This window comes from Algibacter sp. L1A34, from assembly GCF_009796805.1.
GTDB lineage: Bacteria > Bacteroidota > Bacteroidia > Flavobacteriales > Flavobacteriaceae > Algibacter.
This window is the reverse complement of sequence record NZ_CP047029.1, coordinates 836,488-852,500: the sequence shown is the minus strand read 5'-3', so window position 1 is coordinate 852,500 and position 16,013 is coordinate 836,488. Positions and strand designations below refer to the sequence as shown.

The 16,013-nt window shown below is 34.6% G+C and carries 10 protein-coding genes and 2 rRNA genes (1 of these 12 running past the window's edge); 9 read left to right on the top strand and 3 right to left on the bottom strand.

The features are described from left to right. The 5 genes from GQR97_RS03760 to GQR97_RS03740 form a co-directional block, all read left to right on the top strand. Window positions 1-2,198 (top strand): 23S ribosomal RNA (locus GQR97_RS03760); it begins 626 nt to the left of the window's first position. 134 nt (window positions 2,199-2,332) lie between these two features. Continuing rightward, window positions 2,333-2,440 (top strand): 5S ribosomal RNA (gene rrf, locus GQR97_RS03755). A 172-nt stretch (window positions 2,441-2,612) separates the two neighbouring features. Continuing rightward, complete coding sequence (locus tag GQR97_RS03750; protein ID WP_158845509.1) at window positions 2,613-5,657, top strand: WGR domain-containing protein; 3,045 nt, start codon at window positions 2,613-2,615, stop codon at window positions 5,655-5,657. A gap of 4 nt (window positions 5,658-5,661) precedes the next feature. After that, on the top strand, window positions 5,662-7,290 hold the full coding sequence (locus GQR97_RS03745; RefSeq protein ID WP_158845507.1) for an SWIM zinc finger family protein: 1,629 nt from the start codon (window positions 5,662-5,664) through the stop codon (window positions 7,288-7,290). 261 nt (window positions 7,291-7,551) lie between these two features. Then, entirely contained in the window at window positions 7,552-9,063 is a 1,512-nt protein-coding gene (locus GQR97_RS03740; RefSeq protein ID WP_158845504.1) for a reverse transcriptase family protein, read from the top strand. Between the two features lie 219 nt (window positions 9,064-9,282). On the opposite strand, the gene GQR97_RS19940 is transcribed toward GQR97_RS03740, so the two are convergent. The 3 genes from GQR97_RS19940 to GQR97_RS03725 all read right to left on the bottom strand — a co-directional run bounded on the left by GQR97_RS19940 (window position 9,283) and on the right by GQR97_RS03725 (window position 12,013). Continuing rightward, window positions 9,283-9,513 carry a sensor histidine kinase gene (locus GQR97_RS19940; protein WP_410488945.1) on the bottom strand — a complete coding sequence of 77 codons (231 nt, stop codon included), beginning with the start codon at window positions 9,511-9,513 and terminating at the stop codon, window positions 9,283-9,285. Between the two features lie 261 nt (window positions 9,514-9,774). Continuing rightward, window positions 9,775-11,298: a tetratricopeptide repeat protein gene (locus GQR97_RS03730; RefSeq protein ID WP_158845502.1), complete on the bottom strand. Its 1,524-nt coding sequence runs from the start codon at window positions 11,296-11,298 to the stop codon at window positions 9,775-9,777. A gap of 85 nt (window positions 11,299-11,383) precedes the next feature. Then, the gene (locus GQR97_RS03725; protein WP_158845499.1) at window positions 11,384-12,013 is read right to left on the bottom strand and encodes a 7-carboxy-7-deazaguanine synthase QueE; all 630 of its coding nucleotides are present in this window, start codon (window positions 12,011-12,013) and stop codon (window positions 11,384-11,386) included. Between the two features lie 101 nt (window positions 12,014-12,114). On the opposite strand from GQR97_RS03725, the gene GQR97_RS03720 reads away from it, so the two are divergent. From GQR97_RS03720 to GQR97_RS03705, 4 genes are all read left to right on the top strand, one after another. Next, entirely contained in the window at window positions 12,115-12,807 is a 693-nt protein-coding gene (locus GQR97_RS03720; RefSeq protein ID WP_158845496.1) for a hypothetical protein, read from the top strand. 169 nt (window positions 12,808-12,976) lie between these two features. Continuing rightward, window positions 12,977-13,753 carry a hypothetical protein gene (locus tag GQR97_RS03715; RefSeq protein ID WP_158845493.1) on the top strand — a complete coding sequence of 259 codons (777 nt, stop codon included), beginning with the start codon at window positions 12,977-12,979 and terminating at the stop codon, window positions 13,751-13,753. Window positions 13,754-13,855: 102 nt separating this feature from the next. Beyond that, a complete protein-coding gene (locus GQR97_RS03710; protein ID WP_158845491.1) occupies window positions 13,856-15,394 on the top strand; it encodes a helicase HerA-like domain-containing protein in 1,539 nt (512 codons plus the stop codon). A gap of 54 nt (window positions 15,395-15,448) precedes the next feature. After that, window positions 15,449-16,006, top strand: a complete 558-nt coding sequence (locus GQR97_RS03705) for a hypothetical protein (protein ID WP_158845489.1) — start codon at window positions 15,449-15,451, stop codon at window positions 16,004-16,006. Window positions 16,007-16,013: the final 7 nt, after the last annotated feature.

Here is a 16,013-nt window from a genome sequence, read left to right as displayed (position 1 = left end):
GGTTAAGGACTTCAGGTCCGGATCCGTAGCGAAAGCGAGTCTGAATAGGGCGCTTAGTTAGTAGTGGTAGACGCGAAACCGTGTGATCTACCCATGGGCAGGTTGAAGCTGTAGTAACATACAGTGGAGGACCGAACCGGTTGACGTTGAAAAGTCTTCGGATGACCTGTGGGTAGGGGTGAAAGGCCAATCAAACTCGGAAATAGCTCGTACTCCCCGAAATGCATTTAGGTGCAGCGTTGATTTATAGTTTTATAGAGGTAGAGCTACTGATTGGATGCGGGGGCTTCACCGCCTACCAATTCCTGACAAACTCCGAATGCTATAAAATGATAATCAGCAGTGAGGGCATGGGTGCTAAGGTCCATGTCCGAGAGGGAAAGAACCCAGACCATCAGCTAAGGTCCCAAAATATATGTTAAGTTGAAAAAACGAGGTTGAACTGCTTTGACAGCTAGGATGTTGGCTTGGAAGCAGCCATTCATTTAAAGAGTGCGTAACAGCTCACTAGTCGAGCGGTTCGGCATGGATAATAATCGGGCATAAACATATTACCGAAGCTATGGGATAGAAATATCGGTAGGGGAGCATTGTAGTGTCGTCGAAGGTGTGCTGTGAGGCATGCTGGAGAAGCTACAAAAGAAAATGTAGGCATAAGTAACGATAATGCGGGCGAGAAACCCGCACACCGAAAGACTAAGGTTTCCTCAGCTATGCTAATCAGCTGAGGGTTAGTCGGGACCTAACGCGAACCCGAAAGGGGTAGTGGATGGACAACTGGTTAATATTCCAGTACCTGCTCTCAATAAAAGTGACGGAGGCGAAAAGTTAGTGCGCACAGACGGAATTGTGCGTTGAAGCGAGTGGTAACACCGCGATAGTACACTGAGACTTCGGTCAAGGTGATAATCTAGCAAATCGACTTCCAAGAAAAGCAAGAGAAGCAGCCCGTACCCTAAACCGACACAGGTAGTTGGGATGAGAATTCTAAGGTGCTCGAGAGATTCATGGCTAAGGAATTAGGCAAAATAGACTCGTAACTTCGGGAGAAGAGTCGCCACCCTTCGGGGTGGCCGCAGTGAAAAGGTCCAGGCGACTGTTTATCAAAAACACAGGGCTATGCTAAATTGAAAGATGATGTATATGGCCTGACACCTGCCCGGTGCTGGAAGGTTAAGTGGAGATGTTAGCTTCGGCGAAGCATTCAAATGAAGCCCCAGTAAACGGCGGCCGTAACTATAACGGTCCTAAGGTAGCGAAATTCCTTGTCGGGTAAGTTCCGACCTGCACGAATGGTGCAACGATCTGGACACTGTCTCAGCCATGAGCTCGGTGAAATTGTAGTATCGGTGAAGATGCCGATTACCCGCTGTGGGACGAAAAGACCCCGTGCACCTTTACTATAGCTTAGTATTGGTTTTGGATAAGTAATGTGTAGGATAGGTGGGAGACTTTGAAGTGGCGTCGCTAGGCGTTGTGGAGTCATTGTTGAAATACCACCCTTTGCTTATCTAGAGTCTAACCTTCTTTTGAAGGGACAGTGCTTGGTGGGTAGTTTGACTGGGGTGGTCGCCTCCAAAAGAGTAACGGAGGCTTCTAAAGGTTCCCTCAGCACGGTTGGTAATCGTGCGTAGAGTGCAATGGCATAAGGGAGCTTGACTGAGAGACCTACAAGTCGATCAGGTACGAAAGTAGAGCATAGTGATCCGGTGGTTCCGTATGGAAGGGCCATCGCTCAAAGGATAAAAGGTACGCCGGGGATAACAGGCTGATCTCCCCCAAGAGCTCATATCGACGGGGGGGTTTGGCACCTCGATGTCGGCTCGTCACATCCTGGGGCTGGAGAAGGTCCCAAGGGTTGGGCTGTTCGCCCATTAAAGTGGCACGCGAGCTGGGTTCAGAACGTCGTGAGACAGTTCGGTCTCTATCTACAGTGGGCGTTAGAAATTTGAGTGGATCTGACTCTAGTACGAGAGGACCGAGTTGGACTAACCTCTGGTGTATCAGTTGTTCCGCCAGGAGCATTGCTGAGTAGCTACGTTGGGAAGGGATAAGCGCTGAAAGCATATAAGCGCGAAACCCACCACAAGATGAGATTTCTTTAAAGGGTCGTGGAAGATTACCACGTTGATAGGCTATAGGTGTAAAGGCAGTAATGTCATAGCCAAGTAGTACTAATAACCCATAGGCTTATTGTACGCCTGTTTTTTTATAAGTTATACAATACATTATATTCATGATTTTTGTTTCAATATGTTAAGATATTTGTTTATCCAAAGAGATAAACGCTGTATGCTAGAGGATTAAAATCTAATAGCGAGCAGCTATAACTTAAGGTGGTTATAGCGATGGGGCTCACCTCTTACCATTCCGAACAGAGAAGTTAAGCCCATTAGCGCCGATGGTACTGCATTTGTGGGAGAGTAGGTCGTTGCCTTTTTTAATCCTCAACAAGAAATTGTTGAGGATTTTTTTTGCAATAAACTCAACGTAAATAATTATTGGTAAGGTGTATTGAATGAGCTGTTTACAATTTAAATAGGCTTTTTTTATTTTCTTCAATATAAGTTGATTGTATAATTCTGTATATTTACTTACAAATCGTTTTGGAATTGAAGATACAACAGCAAAAAAAACTATATTTTACAGAAGGTAAGTCGGATAAAGTTTACGAGGTGGATTTATGTGAATCTGGTGGAGACTTATTCGTGGTAAATTTTCGATATGGTCGTAGAGGAGCAACTTTAAGAGAAGGAACTAAAACCGTTTTCCCTGTACCTTATGATGACGCTCTGTCTATATTTAATAAGTTAGTCGAAAGTAAAGAGAAAAAAGGATATGGTGAGAATGGTTCAGTATCTATACCTGTTAAACAGAACACTGCTCGTGAAGACACCATTTTAAAGTATTTAGAGCAATCAGTTGCTGGTACTTATTCAAGAGATTGGAAAGTCTCTAAAATTATTTTAAGATGTGCAGAGCTTGATATTAAGTTAGCATCTCCACTTATAGCTCGTTTTATTAAATCTAATTACGAATTTGAACAATATGCTTCTATATATACGCTTTGTGTTTTAGAAGATGATACACATGTTGATTCGATTTATAATGTTTTCAAAACTGAGAATTTTTCAAATAAAAGCGGTCGTGCTGCTGTTGCATATTGTCTTAAATATGGTAACGATAATGTAAAGAAGGAAATTCAAAATAAGATTTTAAATACGCTTCCATCAGAATTAGGAAATCATATAAAACATCCTAGATTATTTTACGCTGCATTAAAAGATTATTTCCTCAAAGAAGAGAATATTGATGCTTCAGTTTTATATTATGTTTATTTATATAGTGATATCATAAATTCCGGTAGGGAAGAGCTATATCAATTCCTTCAAAGTATTCCATTAAAAGTAAACACATTTAAGTCTGTTAGATATATTTATCGAGTAGCCCACTTATTAAACGACTATCAGTTTTTAGGCTTGTTATCTAAAAAAATGGGTGTTAGTACACCTGGATATACTTCTAGTTATATATATAGCGGTCAGCAATGGACTTCAGTAGATGTTGAAAAGAAGAAAGAGAATCCTTCTGTTGCGTTTTCATCTAAAACACAAAAATATTTTAATAAAAACACCTATAGCTTAGTTTATAAATTAAGCAAAACTAACATATCTGGTTATTTGGATTATGCAGTGTCTATTTTAGTTGCGTTAAATGATAAAATGGATAGAAATGCTTCTAATGTGCAATACAATTATATTTATGATTCTGTAGAAAGACGCTATATTACCGAGCGTCGAATCTTTCCAAGATATCATGAGTTTTCTGCACTAATGTATGTGCTTTATGGTAATTCTACTTTGTTAAACAGAGATAATACTAAATGGTTTTATTCTGAAGATATTAAGTTGGAAGATCTAGAACGAGCAGAAATTCTTCCAGAAGTATGGAGTAGCAATCCTGAAAAAGTACTGTATGTTTTAAGTCATGCTAAGAGTGAAGAGGCTGTGTTTTTCGCATTACGAATTATAAAGGAGAATAAAAGTATTTTAGATTCACTTTTGTTAGAAGATTTACAACGTTTAGTTTCTCATTATCATCCTAAGGTTTTGGAAGTGATTTTAGAATCTATAAAAGATAAATATAAGAACGTACAACCTGAAGATGTTATATTGTTAGCATTATTAAGTTCTAAGAATGAAAGTGCTATAGAATTAGCGCTTTGTTGGCTTACTTTTTATGAGCGTGATTATTTTTCTAGAGCGGAAGTGGTTGTCGGTTTATTACTAACTGGTGAAGTAAAGGTTATTTACTATTTAAAAACCTTATATAGTAGTATTTCTAAATACAACCCTATACTTAATTTAAATGCATTAAGTAGCTTATTTGAATCACCTTCTGTATTCATTGAGGCTTATCTTTTGGAGGTAAACAATTTAATAGGAAATACTTCTTTTGGGGGCTTATTGAGTGATGTGTCTATAGAAGATATCAATAAATTGGCATCTTCTAATAGTTTTACCAATAAATTATTTGCGGCTAATTTTGCTAAGCACAATAAAATTGAAACATTCTTATTATTTAAAGATTCAATAGATGAATATATTAATTCTAATGAAGCCAGATTGAGGCAAGTTGGAATTGAGTTGTTATCTCAGTTTCCTGATCATTTTTTATTAGAGAATAGTAAAAAGATTAGTGGCTTTTGTTTTTCCGAATACGAAGAAGTACGAACAGCAATACAACCAACTATAGAACGTTTGGTTAATTTAGATGCAGATTTTAAAACAAGCCTTTTTAATAGCTTACTTATTGTATTAATTGATGCAGAAAAATATGATGGTTTACATGCTAATTGTTACAGCTTGTTAACAGAAAACTATAAGCATTATTTAAATGATGTTTCTCATGAGCTTATGTTTAAACTTGTACTTTCGCATTATGAATATGCTCAAAAACTTGGTCTTCCTTTATTTAAACAACATATAGATTTAAATATGTTACCTGTTGATAAATTAGTCTCTTTAGGTAATTCAGATGTTTTTGAAATACGTAAAATGCTTCAAGATTATTTTCAGTTACATATTCCGAAGATTAATTATGAGTTAGAAAAGGCATTATTAATTTTTAACTCAAGTTGGCAAGATATTATAGATTGGGCTTGCGATTATTTTGAAAGAAGCATTGAAGAAAAAACCTGGACAGTTAACATGCTGTTATACGCTTGTGACCATACTAAAAATGAAGTACAAGCTTTTGGTAGAAAAATGATAACAGCTCATTTTAGCGAGGAGAAAGGTTTGCCGTTACTAATGAAACTACAAGAGCATCCTACAAAGGATATGCAGTTTTTTGTAACTAACTATTTAGAAACATATGCTAAAGATACTCCAGATGTTATTTTAAAACTGGAAACATATTTTAAAACGAGCTTATTTAATATTAATACACATCGTGCAACTAAAACAAGAATTTATGCTTTTTTAGAACAAGAATCTGTTAAAAATAAGGTGGTTGCAGAAATGACTGTACGTTTAATAAACAGTATTATTGGAACAAAAACCATAAAAGATAGAAGTAACAACATTGATGTTTTACTGAGTATATATGATGTTTTTCCAGAAATTGAAGTTCCGTTATTAATAAAATCAAATTAAAAACATGCAATTTAATTATAAATACGGAGGCGGAAGTGCTGTTAATAATGGAGTATCTAACACTAATGTTAGTTTTGCTCCAGATGTGCTGCGCGATCCTACATTTTTTGTAGGGACTTTGGATAAAAAAATTCCGTTTAGAGAAGCTATTTCTGCATTGCATCATGTTGTGGTTGCTGATTTTAATTTTCAGCCAAAAGATAATTCGGCTTATTTGGCATGGTTAAAAGGCCAAGAAGAGATTTGGTTATCGGAGGCTAGTTCCGATTTATCGAAATTGCGTTCAGAAATTCACGAGGTACGAGCCAAAATGGAAGGACTTCGTAAAGAGCGCGATTCTATAATGAAACCTTATTATAAAGCACAAAGTGCCTATTTTAAGTTTTTGTACAAAAGAGATATGGATGCCTGGATGGTTTTAGATCCAGTAATTACGGTGCATCCCGATCAAGTTTTTTTTGAATGTTTTAGTAAAGATGAATCGGTTTACGGTAAATTATCTTGTGGATATGATGTGTTTAAAGATATTAATGAATTTAAATGTGGTACCACAAACATTGATTATTCTAAGAAATTATATGAAGAGTTTCAGAAAATAAGAACTTATAAGGAGACAGATTTTAAAATAGATCCTAAGGGTTTTGATGTTAAAACAACCGGTGAAGATAATTATAGAGAAGTAAAAATTGATTTGCCCGATAGTTGGGTTCGTGGCTTTTTACAAGTGAGTACAGCAATGACCACTAAAAAAATATCTTTTGAATTAGAAGCTATTGATATAGCCAATTTTATTTCAGTATTAAAACGAAACAAAGAACGTAAAGGCCCTCGGTCTATTAAATATATCCTGAAACCAAACGAGCCTATTGTTGCAGTTTTCGAACCTTGGAATATTGAAATTGTTTGTAATCAATCGACTTATAAAGGAGATGAACATGAAGAAATTAGAGTTTGGGGACGTAGACGTATTCTACTTTTAGAACGATTACTGCCAATAACCAACAAATTCAGCGTTCATCTTTTAGGTAACGGCATGCCTTCATTTTACACGGCACATTTAACCAATGACATGTATTTTACATTGGGACTTTCTGGGTGGACAGCGAACGATTGGACACAGTCTAGCCAATTAGAATTATTAGCACCTCGTACATTAGTGCCCGCTACAACTATGCAAAGTATTTATTTAGAATTACGAAATACGTGGTTTTCAAGTGAAACAGATTTGGCTAAAAACCTAAATTTAGATGTTACTACGGTTAGTAAATCCATGGAAACTTTTGCGCAAGCCGGTAAAGTAATTTATGATCTTAAAAATAAAGTTTACCGTGTACGTGAATTAAAACGTGACGGTATTGATATAGAATCGCTTCGTTTTTCTAGTGAAACAGATAAGGACGCATATAGGTTAATGGAACAAGGTGCGGTTGCTAACTTAAAAATTACAGAACAGAACGGCAAAGTATTGTTAACCGCCACAGTAAGTAACAGTTATAATACGGTTGTATTAATTGATAAAGATTTAAAAATTACAGATGCTAAATGTAACTGTAATGAGTTTTATAAAAATAAAATGACAAAAGGACCTTGTGCACATATTTTAGCTACAAGAATCACTTTTGATAAAAAATAATATTATATTTAAACCATGGTAGTAATAAGATAAAAACCTTGCATTTTGATTGGTGGATCGCCAATCTTGCTTACAGATACCGAACGCGTCACTGACTCGAACTTAACTTGTGAAATAGGTACTAGTGTACCGTTTCCGGTTAGACTTCTGCGAAGTGAAACAGTACACTAGTACCTATTTCACTGGAGTTGTTCAATTCAGTCTTGAGAATCGTACGAAGGGCATTCAAAATACATCTTATTGCTACCTTTTTTTTGTTATATGAGAAATAATTCTACGGAAAGAAGACAAGAAATTTATGATAAAATAAAGGCATCTTCTAAACAAGAATATATCCTTTCGGAAATGAAACGCTTAGGGTTTTGGAATGAAGGAGAACTTGATTTTAAAGCTGTAAATACGTTTTTTAATGAAGAAAGAGAATTATCACAGAAACTTCAAAAGCTATTAAAAGAAAAAAAAGTTATAGAAGATCCGGAAGCTTTTCTGGCTAAAAAACACCAAGAACGCAAGCTTGCTTCTAAACAATCTCAAAAAGAAACTAAAGAACGTCGTGAAAAAGAACGCTTAGAAAAGGCTGAGAAATGGCGTGTTTCTAAAGAGAAAGATATTATTTATTTAGGTGAAAATTATTCGCATCAATTAAATGAGCAGATATCTAATACCGAACGTTTAAAATCTAAAAACTTACCTGTTTTACATACAGCCGAAGATTTAGCCAAAGCTATGAATATCTCTATTGGTGAGTTAAGGTTCCTATCTTTTTCAAGAAAAAACTCCAAAATTAGTCATTACAAAAGATTTCAAATGGCTAAAAAATCTGGTGGATATCGTTTAATCTCAGCACCTATGCCTAAGTTGAAAAAGGCACAACACTGGATTTTAGAATCGGTTTTAAATATAGTACCTGTTCACTCAAATGCACATGGTTGCGTGATAGGAAGGTCTATTAAAACTAATGCCGAACTACATGTTGGGAAAGCTGTTGTTATTAATCAAGATTTTAAGAATTTTTTCCCATCTGTTACTTATGCGCGAATTAAAGGTGTATTTTTAGCTTTGGGTTATTCTAATCAGGTTGCAACTATTTTTTCTCTTTTATGTTCGGAACCTAAAATACTAGATGTTTCCCTTTTAGGTGAAGATTATTATGCACAGCGTGGCGAACGTTTTTTACCACAAGGCGCTCCAACAAGTCCTGCTATTACAAATATTCTTTGTAAAAAATTAGATTTTAGATTAACGGGTTTAGCTAATAAATACGGTTTTATATACACGCGTTATGTAGATGATATTACTTTTTCCGGAACTCATGATAGTTTTGATAAAATGACTCCGCTTTTAAAATACTCTAGATACGTTGTAAATAGTGAGAATTTTAATTTACATCCCGAAAAATTACGCATCATGAAGCGTAATGCCAAACAGGAGGTTACGGGTGTTGTTGTTAACGAAAAAACAAATATCCCGAAAGAAGACTTAAAACGTTTTAGAGCGCTTCTATTTCAGATTGAAAAAGATGGTATAGAAGGTAAATATTGGACTAAAGGTGGTAATGTTTTGGCTCAAATTGATGGGTATGCCAATTATATTTTTCAGATAGAACCAGAAAAAGGTGTACTGTATAAAAAACGGGTAAATGTTATTTTAGAAAAGTATAACTATAAGGAGAAACATAAGGCTGAGCATGTTCCAAAAGTAAAACCTAAATTAAATACATCATCTTCAGGTGGTGGTTTTTTCAATAAAATTATGTCCTTCTTTAAAAAATAGAAACAGTCTTTATTGATAACTTGTCCTTAGCAGATAGTTGCGGGAGTGATAGAAACGGCATCCTTTTTTACCTGATAAGTATTACCGTGTAAATTACACAGTAGGCTTATAGAATTACGATGCAATTATTTTTATGTAACGATGTAAAAAAGATATAGTGGATAGCACGGTTTTTATTTTTCTTAAAAACCCGCCCAAAAACTTTTTAATGGCTTTATTTTAAGTTGGAATTTGAACCAAAATAGCTGTGCCCTTATTTTTTTTACTTTTAATTGATAATCTGCCTTTTAGTATATTGATACGCTCTGTCATGGTTTTTAACCCAAGGCTATTTAGCGTGATGGTATCGTCGATATCAAAACCATTTCCGTTGTCTCTTATTAAAACCTTGATACCATTTTTTTGCTTTAATATATTTACAAATAGTGTACTGGCGTTGGCATGTTTTATAACATTACTAACAGATTCTTGTATAAATCTATAAAAATTTAGGGTTTCAACATCATCAAAGCGCGTGTTAACATCGTCTATTTCTAAAGTAACAAATAGATCTGTAGTTTCGTCTAGTTCAAATAGTAATTTTTGAATACTATTGGTTAACCCCAGTTTTGTTAAAGTGATAGGGTATAAGTCTCTAGAAATATGCCGAACTTCTTCTAGTGTGTTTTGTACAAGTAGAGATAATTCTGGCTGTTTTAACGATTGGGTTTTTCATTTTAAAAGTACAAGTTGTTGCCCTACACTATCATGCAAATCTTTAGAAATACGAGTGCGTTCTCGTTCTTGTGTTTTTATGAGTTCTTGAGAAAAACCTTGCTGAACAATTTCTCGATGTTTGGCATTGGTGTAAGAACGGTAAAACAATATGCAGGCAAATAAAACGAGCATACTAATTACGCCTAAGGTTAGTTGTTGCGTTTTGTTTTTATTTTCAACATTTAATAATTCAATATTTGTGTTTTGAGCTTCTATTTTTCGGTCTTGTTTTTCGGTTTCGTAAAGGGTTTGGTAATAAGCAAGCGTTTTTGTGTTTTGTACGCTAGTAATAGAATCTTTTAAGGTATAATAACTTACAAAGTGTTCATTTGCTTTTTGCAAATTATTTGTTGCTTGGTATACTTTTGCAATAAATTTTTCGGCAAGCATAATTTCTTCATACCCGCGTTTTTGTTTTCTTAGGGTTAAATATTCTTTCCCATACGTAAGAGCGTTAGAGTAGTTGCTTTTTTGAAATTCTAGTGATTTTAATGCAAAAATGTACGATTCACGATTTCTACTAGATTTATTATTTAAATAGATTTGTTTAAGTTCTTTAAAGTGTGTCTCGGCTAAATTTGTGCTATCATTTTCGGAATATGCTATTACTAATTCTGCTAAAATATTGGCTTTTAAATACATTTCGTTTTCAGATTTTGCATTGTAAGCTAATGATGTTTTTAAGTATGCTATTTGCTTTTTATAGTCGGCTATTTTTCTGTAATCGGTAGCTGCGTTGAAGTATAAGCTAATAAGATGATCGTTTCGGTTATCCTGTTGTGCCAGTTCTATGGCTTCATTTCGTTCTTTTTCTGCTTCGTTAAAAAAAGCATTTTTACTGTACAGAATGGATAGTGCATTTTTTGATGATAAGATGTTGAAGCTGTCTTTTACTTCTGTAAATATGTCTATAGCCGTTTTTAAACTTTTTGAAGCTTCGGGGAATTTGCCCATATCAGACTCTGTGTAGCCTAGGTATAAGTGAGCGAAACCTTCTAATCTTGTTTTATTATATTTTTGAGCATATTTAATGGTTTTGTTGTAGAATTTAACAGCTGTATCTACATCGTTTAAGTAATAATAACTATCGGCTACGTTTAAGTAAAACCTTGTTAGGGCATAGCTGTTTTGCATATGCTCGTAGGTTTTAATGTACTTATTATAAAGTTTTAACCCTTCTTCTGGTTTGCCTGTTATATTATTTTTGTAGTAGATTAAATCGGCAATATGGTTACCGGCAAGCTCTAAGGAATCTAGTTTTAAAGCGAAATTGATGGTTTGTTTTACAATAGAATCGTATTGTAATTCTGTTTTATATTTCACAATAGAAACCAAGCTATCCATCCATTTTAACTGAAGGGTTTTTTCGGAATTTTGAATCTTGGAATTTATCTCGAAAATAGATTTTTCTATATCCGAATGTTGTGCGTTTAGCGTTAATACAGTAAAGAGGGAAATGTAGAAAAGTACTAACTTCATGCTAGTTAGGGTTTGTTTTTCTAAATATATGTGATTTACATGACAAAAAACAAAAAAGCCTTGAAAAACTTCAAGGCCACTTTATTTAAGGAATATTTAAATATTTATGTGTTTGTAAAGAAACTTTCCATTTCGGGTTTTTCATTACATAATCTACTATTTCAGGAACTACTTTGTCACGTTTACTCCATTCCGGTTGCAAGTATAGAATGCAGTCATTATTTACTTTAGCGGCCTGTTCTTCCGCGAAGCGAAAATCATCTTTATTATAAATAATAACTTTAAGTTCGTGCGCATTATCATAAACAGCTTTTGTTGGTAACTTCATTTTCTTTGGGGAAAGACAAATCCAATCCCAAACCCCAGTAAGCTCATAAGCGCCCGACGTTTCAATGTGTACTTGTAAGCCTTCTGCTTTAAGCTGAGAGGTTAAAGGTGTCATGTCCCACATTAAAGGTTCCCCACCAGTAATTACTATAGTATCGCTATTCTTTTTTGCATTTTTAACAATTTCAGAAATTAATGTAGGCGGATGTAAATCTGCATTCCAACTTTCTTTCACATCACACCAATGGCAACCCACATCGCAACCACCGACACGAATGAAATATGCTGCTGTTCCTTTGTGAAAACCCTCACCTTGAATGGTGTAAAACTCCTCCATTAATGGAAGCATTTCTCCTTTATCAACTAATTGTTGTATTTCTTTCTTCATAAGTTCGCAAAGATACGGATTTCGTTAGTTTTTATAGAAATTTTGTTTTACATTCGAAGTCATATATAGTAATCTTTATTCTCTCAAAAGAACTAATAAAAATGAAAAAATATTCCCTCATGCTTGCGCTGTGCGTTAGCTTTTTCTTTGCGCAATCTCAAGTAGGAATTGGCACAACAACTCCCGATGACGGATCCGTTTTACAAATAGATAGTAAAGTAGGTGCTTTTGTACCTCCACGAATGACATTTAGTGAAATGTCTGCGATTCCAACTCCTTTAGATGGTGCTTTGGTTTTTAATACAACCCACAACACTTATTTTGTATATAGAAATGGTTTTTGGTCTAGTCAAACTAATGCTAGCTTAATATTAAATAAAGATTATCCTTCAGGTAATAGTGCGCTTTCTACACCAAATGACACGTATGTTGACTTTCCTATAGGGCCTTCAGATATAATTGCAATAAACTCGAGTGCCTATGATGTTACGGCAAATGGCACGGTTACAATAAAAGAAAGTGGTAATTATTTGTTTAGTGCATCTTTATCAACCAGTAATATGCCCAGTGGTTCCAAAAAATATATTATTGCACTTAATGTTAATGGTGCGTTAGTTGCCTATTTATCTCGAGGAGCTTCTAGCTTAACAAGTCCAGATTATTGGGGGATTAGTGGAACCGTTATGTATCCTATTGTTGCCAACGATGTAGTAACCATGCGTTATGTACTAAATAATGGAAATACTCCTATAAATGCCAAGTTTGTTAATATTGGTATTAGTCATCTTAACTAGTTGTTTTTAAGGTGTTAAATGTATTTGTTGCAGTTTTATTCTTTTTTTAATAATAAAAGCTTAGTAAAAAACGAATAGATGAGTTTAGTTGAAATATTGCTGTTTTTAAATATTCTTGCTATATTCGGGGAATAATTAATATAATCTGGCTCCCTAAAGCTATATAATAATGAAGAAATACACCCTCATGCTTGCGCTTTGCGTTAGCTTTTTTGGTGCGCAATCTCAAGTAGGAATTGGCACAACAACTCCCGACGATTCAGCAATATTAGATATTGATTCCGACAGTAAAGGTATTTTAATACCAAGGCTAACTACTACCCAAAGAAACAGTATAACATTACCCGCTATTGGTCTATTGTTATTTAACACCACTACAAGCAGGTTTGAATTTAACTCTGGATCGGTAGGAACACCAATTTGGAACCCTATAAACTCTCATGCTACGGTTAGTACCGATTTGGGTAATATATTAGGTTCAGGAACAGATTCTGGTGCCTATATCGGATCTACAACCTATGTAGGTAAATTTATAATTACAAATACAGGTACTCAAACTATTACCGGTTTACCATTTGAACCAAGTTCTATTAAATTTTCGGCTTATGCCAACGTAGAGACTGAAGATTTAAGTGCGGATAATGGAACTGTTAATAACGATAATAGTTTTCAAAATTCGTTTGGGTCTATGCAAGGTTATGCTAGTAACTATGGTGGAACCATAGACCAACAAGTTATTTTTAATGGAGGACACGGTAACTCTATTAACGATATTTCTAGATACGCTTCTAGTTCTAGAGCCATAGGCATACGTTATGGAAGTCAAAATGGAGACCTCTTAGGTTTAACTGCAGCAGAAGTAACAAGTTTTAATACCGATGGGTTTACCATTAATATTTCTAATAGAACAGAAAACATTGTTGTTCTTTACGAAGCTTATAGGTAATGAAGCTTATGGTAAACAGAAATTAAGGAGTCTATTTACTTCCGTTGAAACCATATTTTTTTCTTCATTTTATTTACTGTATTTTTATGCAAAATATACAGTATGAGTAAGACAGATGCTTTTTTTAAATATATAACGGACGGAAATAAAACTAAAGGAGATTTTATAGCAGTTGGTGCAGCCATGTTAGATGGTGAAACTGTTACGGGTGCCCACGTAAAAATTCCTTTAAAAACCATGAATCGTCATGGCTTAATTGCCGGAGCAACTGGTACAGGAAAAACAAAATCACTTCAGGTTTTAGCTGAAAATTTGAGTGATAAAGGTATTCCTGTCTTATTAATGGATATTAAAGGCGATTTAAGTGGATTGGCTCAACCAAGTCCTGGGCATGCTAAAATAGACGAACGTCATGAAAAAATTGGTATACCTTTTGAATCCAAAGGATTTCCTGTAGAATTGTTAACACTTTCTGAACAAGATGGTGTTCGACTTCGAGCTACGGTGAGTGAATTTGGACCTGTTTTATTGTCTCGAGTTTTAGATTTAACCGATACTCAAACAGGAGTTGTTGCTGTTATTTTTCAGTATTGTGATGATAATAAATTGCCATTACTAGATTTAAAAGATTTCAAGAAAATTTTACAATATACTACCCAAGAAGGTAAAGCTGAGTTTACTGAAGCTTATGGAAGAATTTCTACGGCATCTACTGGAGCAATTCTTAGAAAAGTTATTGAACTTGAACAGCAAGGTGCTGAATTGTTTTTTGGTGAAAAATCTTTCGATACCCAAGATTTACTGCGTATTGATGAAAATGGACGTGGTTATATTAATATATTAAGGTTAACAGATATTCAGGATCGTCCAAAATTATTTTCAACATTTATGCTGAGTTTGTTGGCCGAAATTTACTCTACCTTTCCAGAACAAGGCGATAGCGACCGGCCAGAACTTATTTTATTTATAGATGAAGCTCATTTAATTTTTAATGAAGCTTCCAAAGCGCTACTAAATCAAATCGAAAGTATTGTAAAATTGATTAGAAGTAAAGGTGTTGGCTTGTATTTTGTTACGCAAAACCCAACCGATGTTCCCGAAGCCGTTTTAGGGCAGTTAGGTTTAAAAATTCAACATGCGTTAAGAGCGTTTACAGCTAAAGATAGAAAGGCTATTAAATTAACAGCGCAAAATTATCCGGATTCCGAGTATTATGATACTACCGAAGTTTTAACTTCATTGGGAATTGGAGAGGCTTTAGTTTCTGCATTAGATGAAAAAGGACGCCCAACTCCATTGGCTGCTACCATGATGCGTGCACCTATGAGTAGAATGGATGTGTTAACCGATGGAGAGTTAAGTAGTTTACTTTCAAATTCTAAAATGGTTAAAAAATACAACGAAACCATTGATAGAGAGAGTGCTTACGAAATGCTTAACGAAAAAATAAAAGAAGCTGAAGCAGACGAAGCCAAAGAAAAAGCAAAAAAAGAACAGGAAGCTCTTAAAAAAGCAGAATCTAAAAGAAAAACAACAACTCGTCGTAGAAGTACAGCGATGAACCCTATAGTTAAAGTGCTTACGAGTGCAACTTTTATTCGTTCTGTTTTTGGGATTTTGACCAAAGTGCTGAAAAAATAAGAACTATTTTATTAGATTATAATTTACTAGGAAATAAATAACTGAATTAAGATTATGTATAAAATATTTTTTAGTCTATTGTGTTTTACGGTTGCTTTTACAAGTTGTAAGAAGGATCGAGATCCTTTTGAAATTTCTAAACATCATGTTGGTTTATTAACCGATTCTACGCAAGTCAAGGATTTAAAACTTGTTTTTCCTAACGATTCTATCGTTCGATTTATTGGAGGTGATGAGTTTCTGGGAAATATTAATAATATTGAAGTTTTCGAAAAAGGAGGAAAAAAATTATTAACCTTATTACCTAAACATGCTTTGGATTCTACATCCACGATTTCAGGAATACGTATTATGGATCCTCGTTTTACAACCGAAAAAAAGTTATCTACTGTTAGTGTGTTTAAAGACATAAATAGCCAATACAAAATTTCCCGAATTAGTAACTTAATTAATTCTATAGTTGTTTCTGTAGATGATATTAATGCTAGTTTTACCATTGATAAAAATGAGTTGCCACCTAATTTGAGGTTTGATATGAACTTGAAATTTGAAAGCACCCACGTTCCTGATCAGGCTAAAATAAAATACTTCTTTATTAATTGGTTAAATTAAAAAGTCC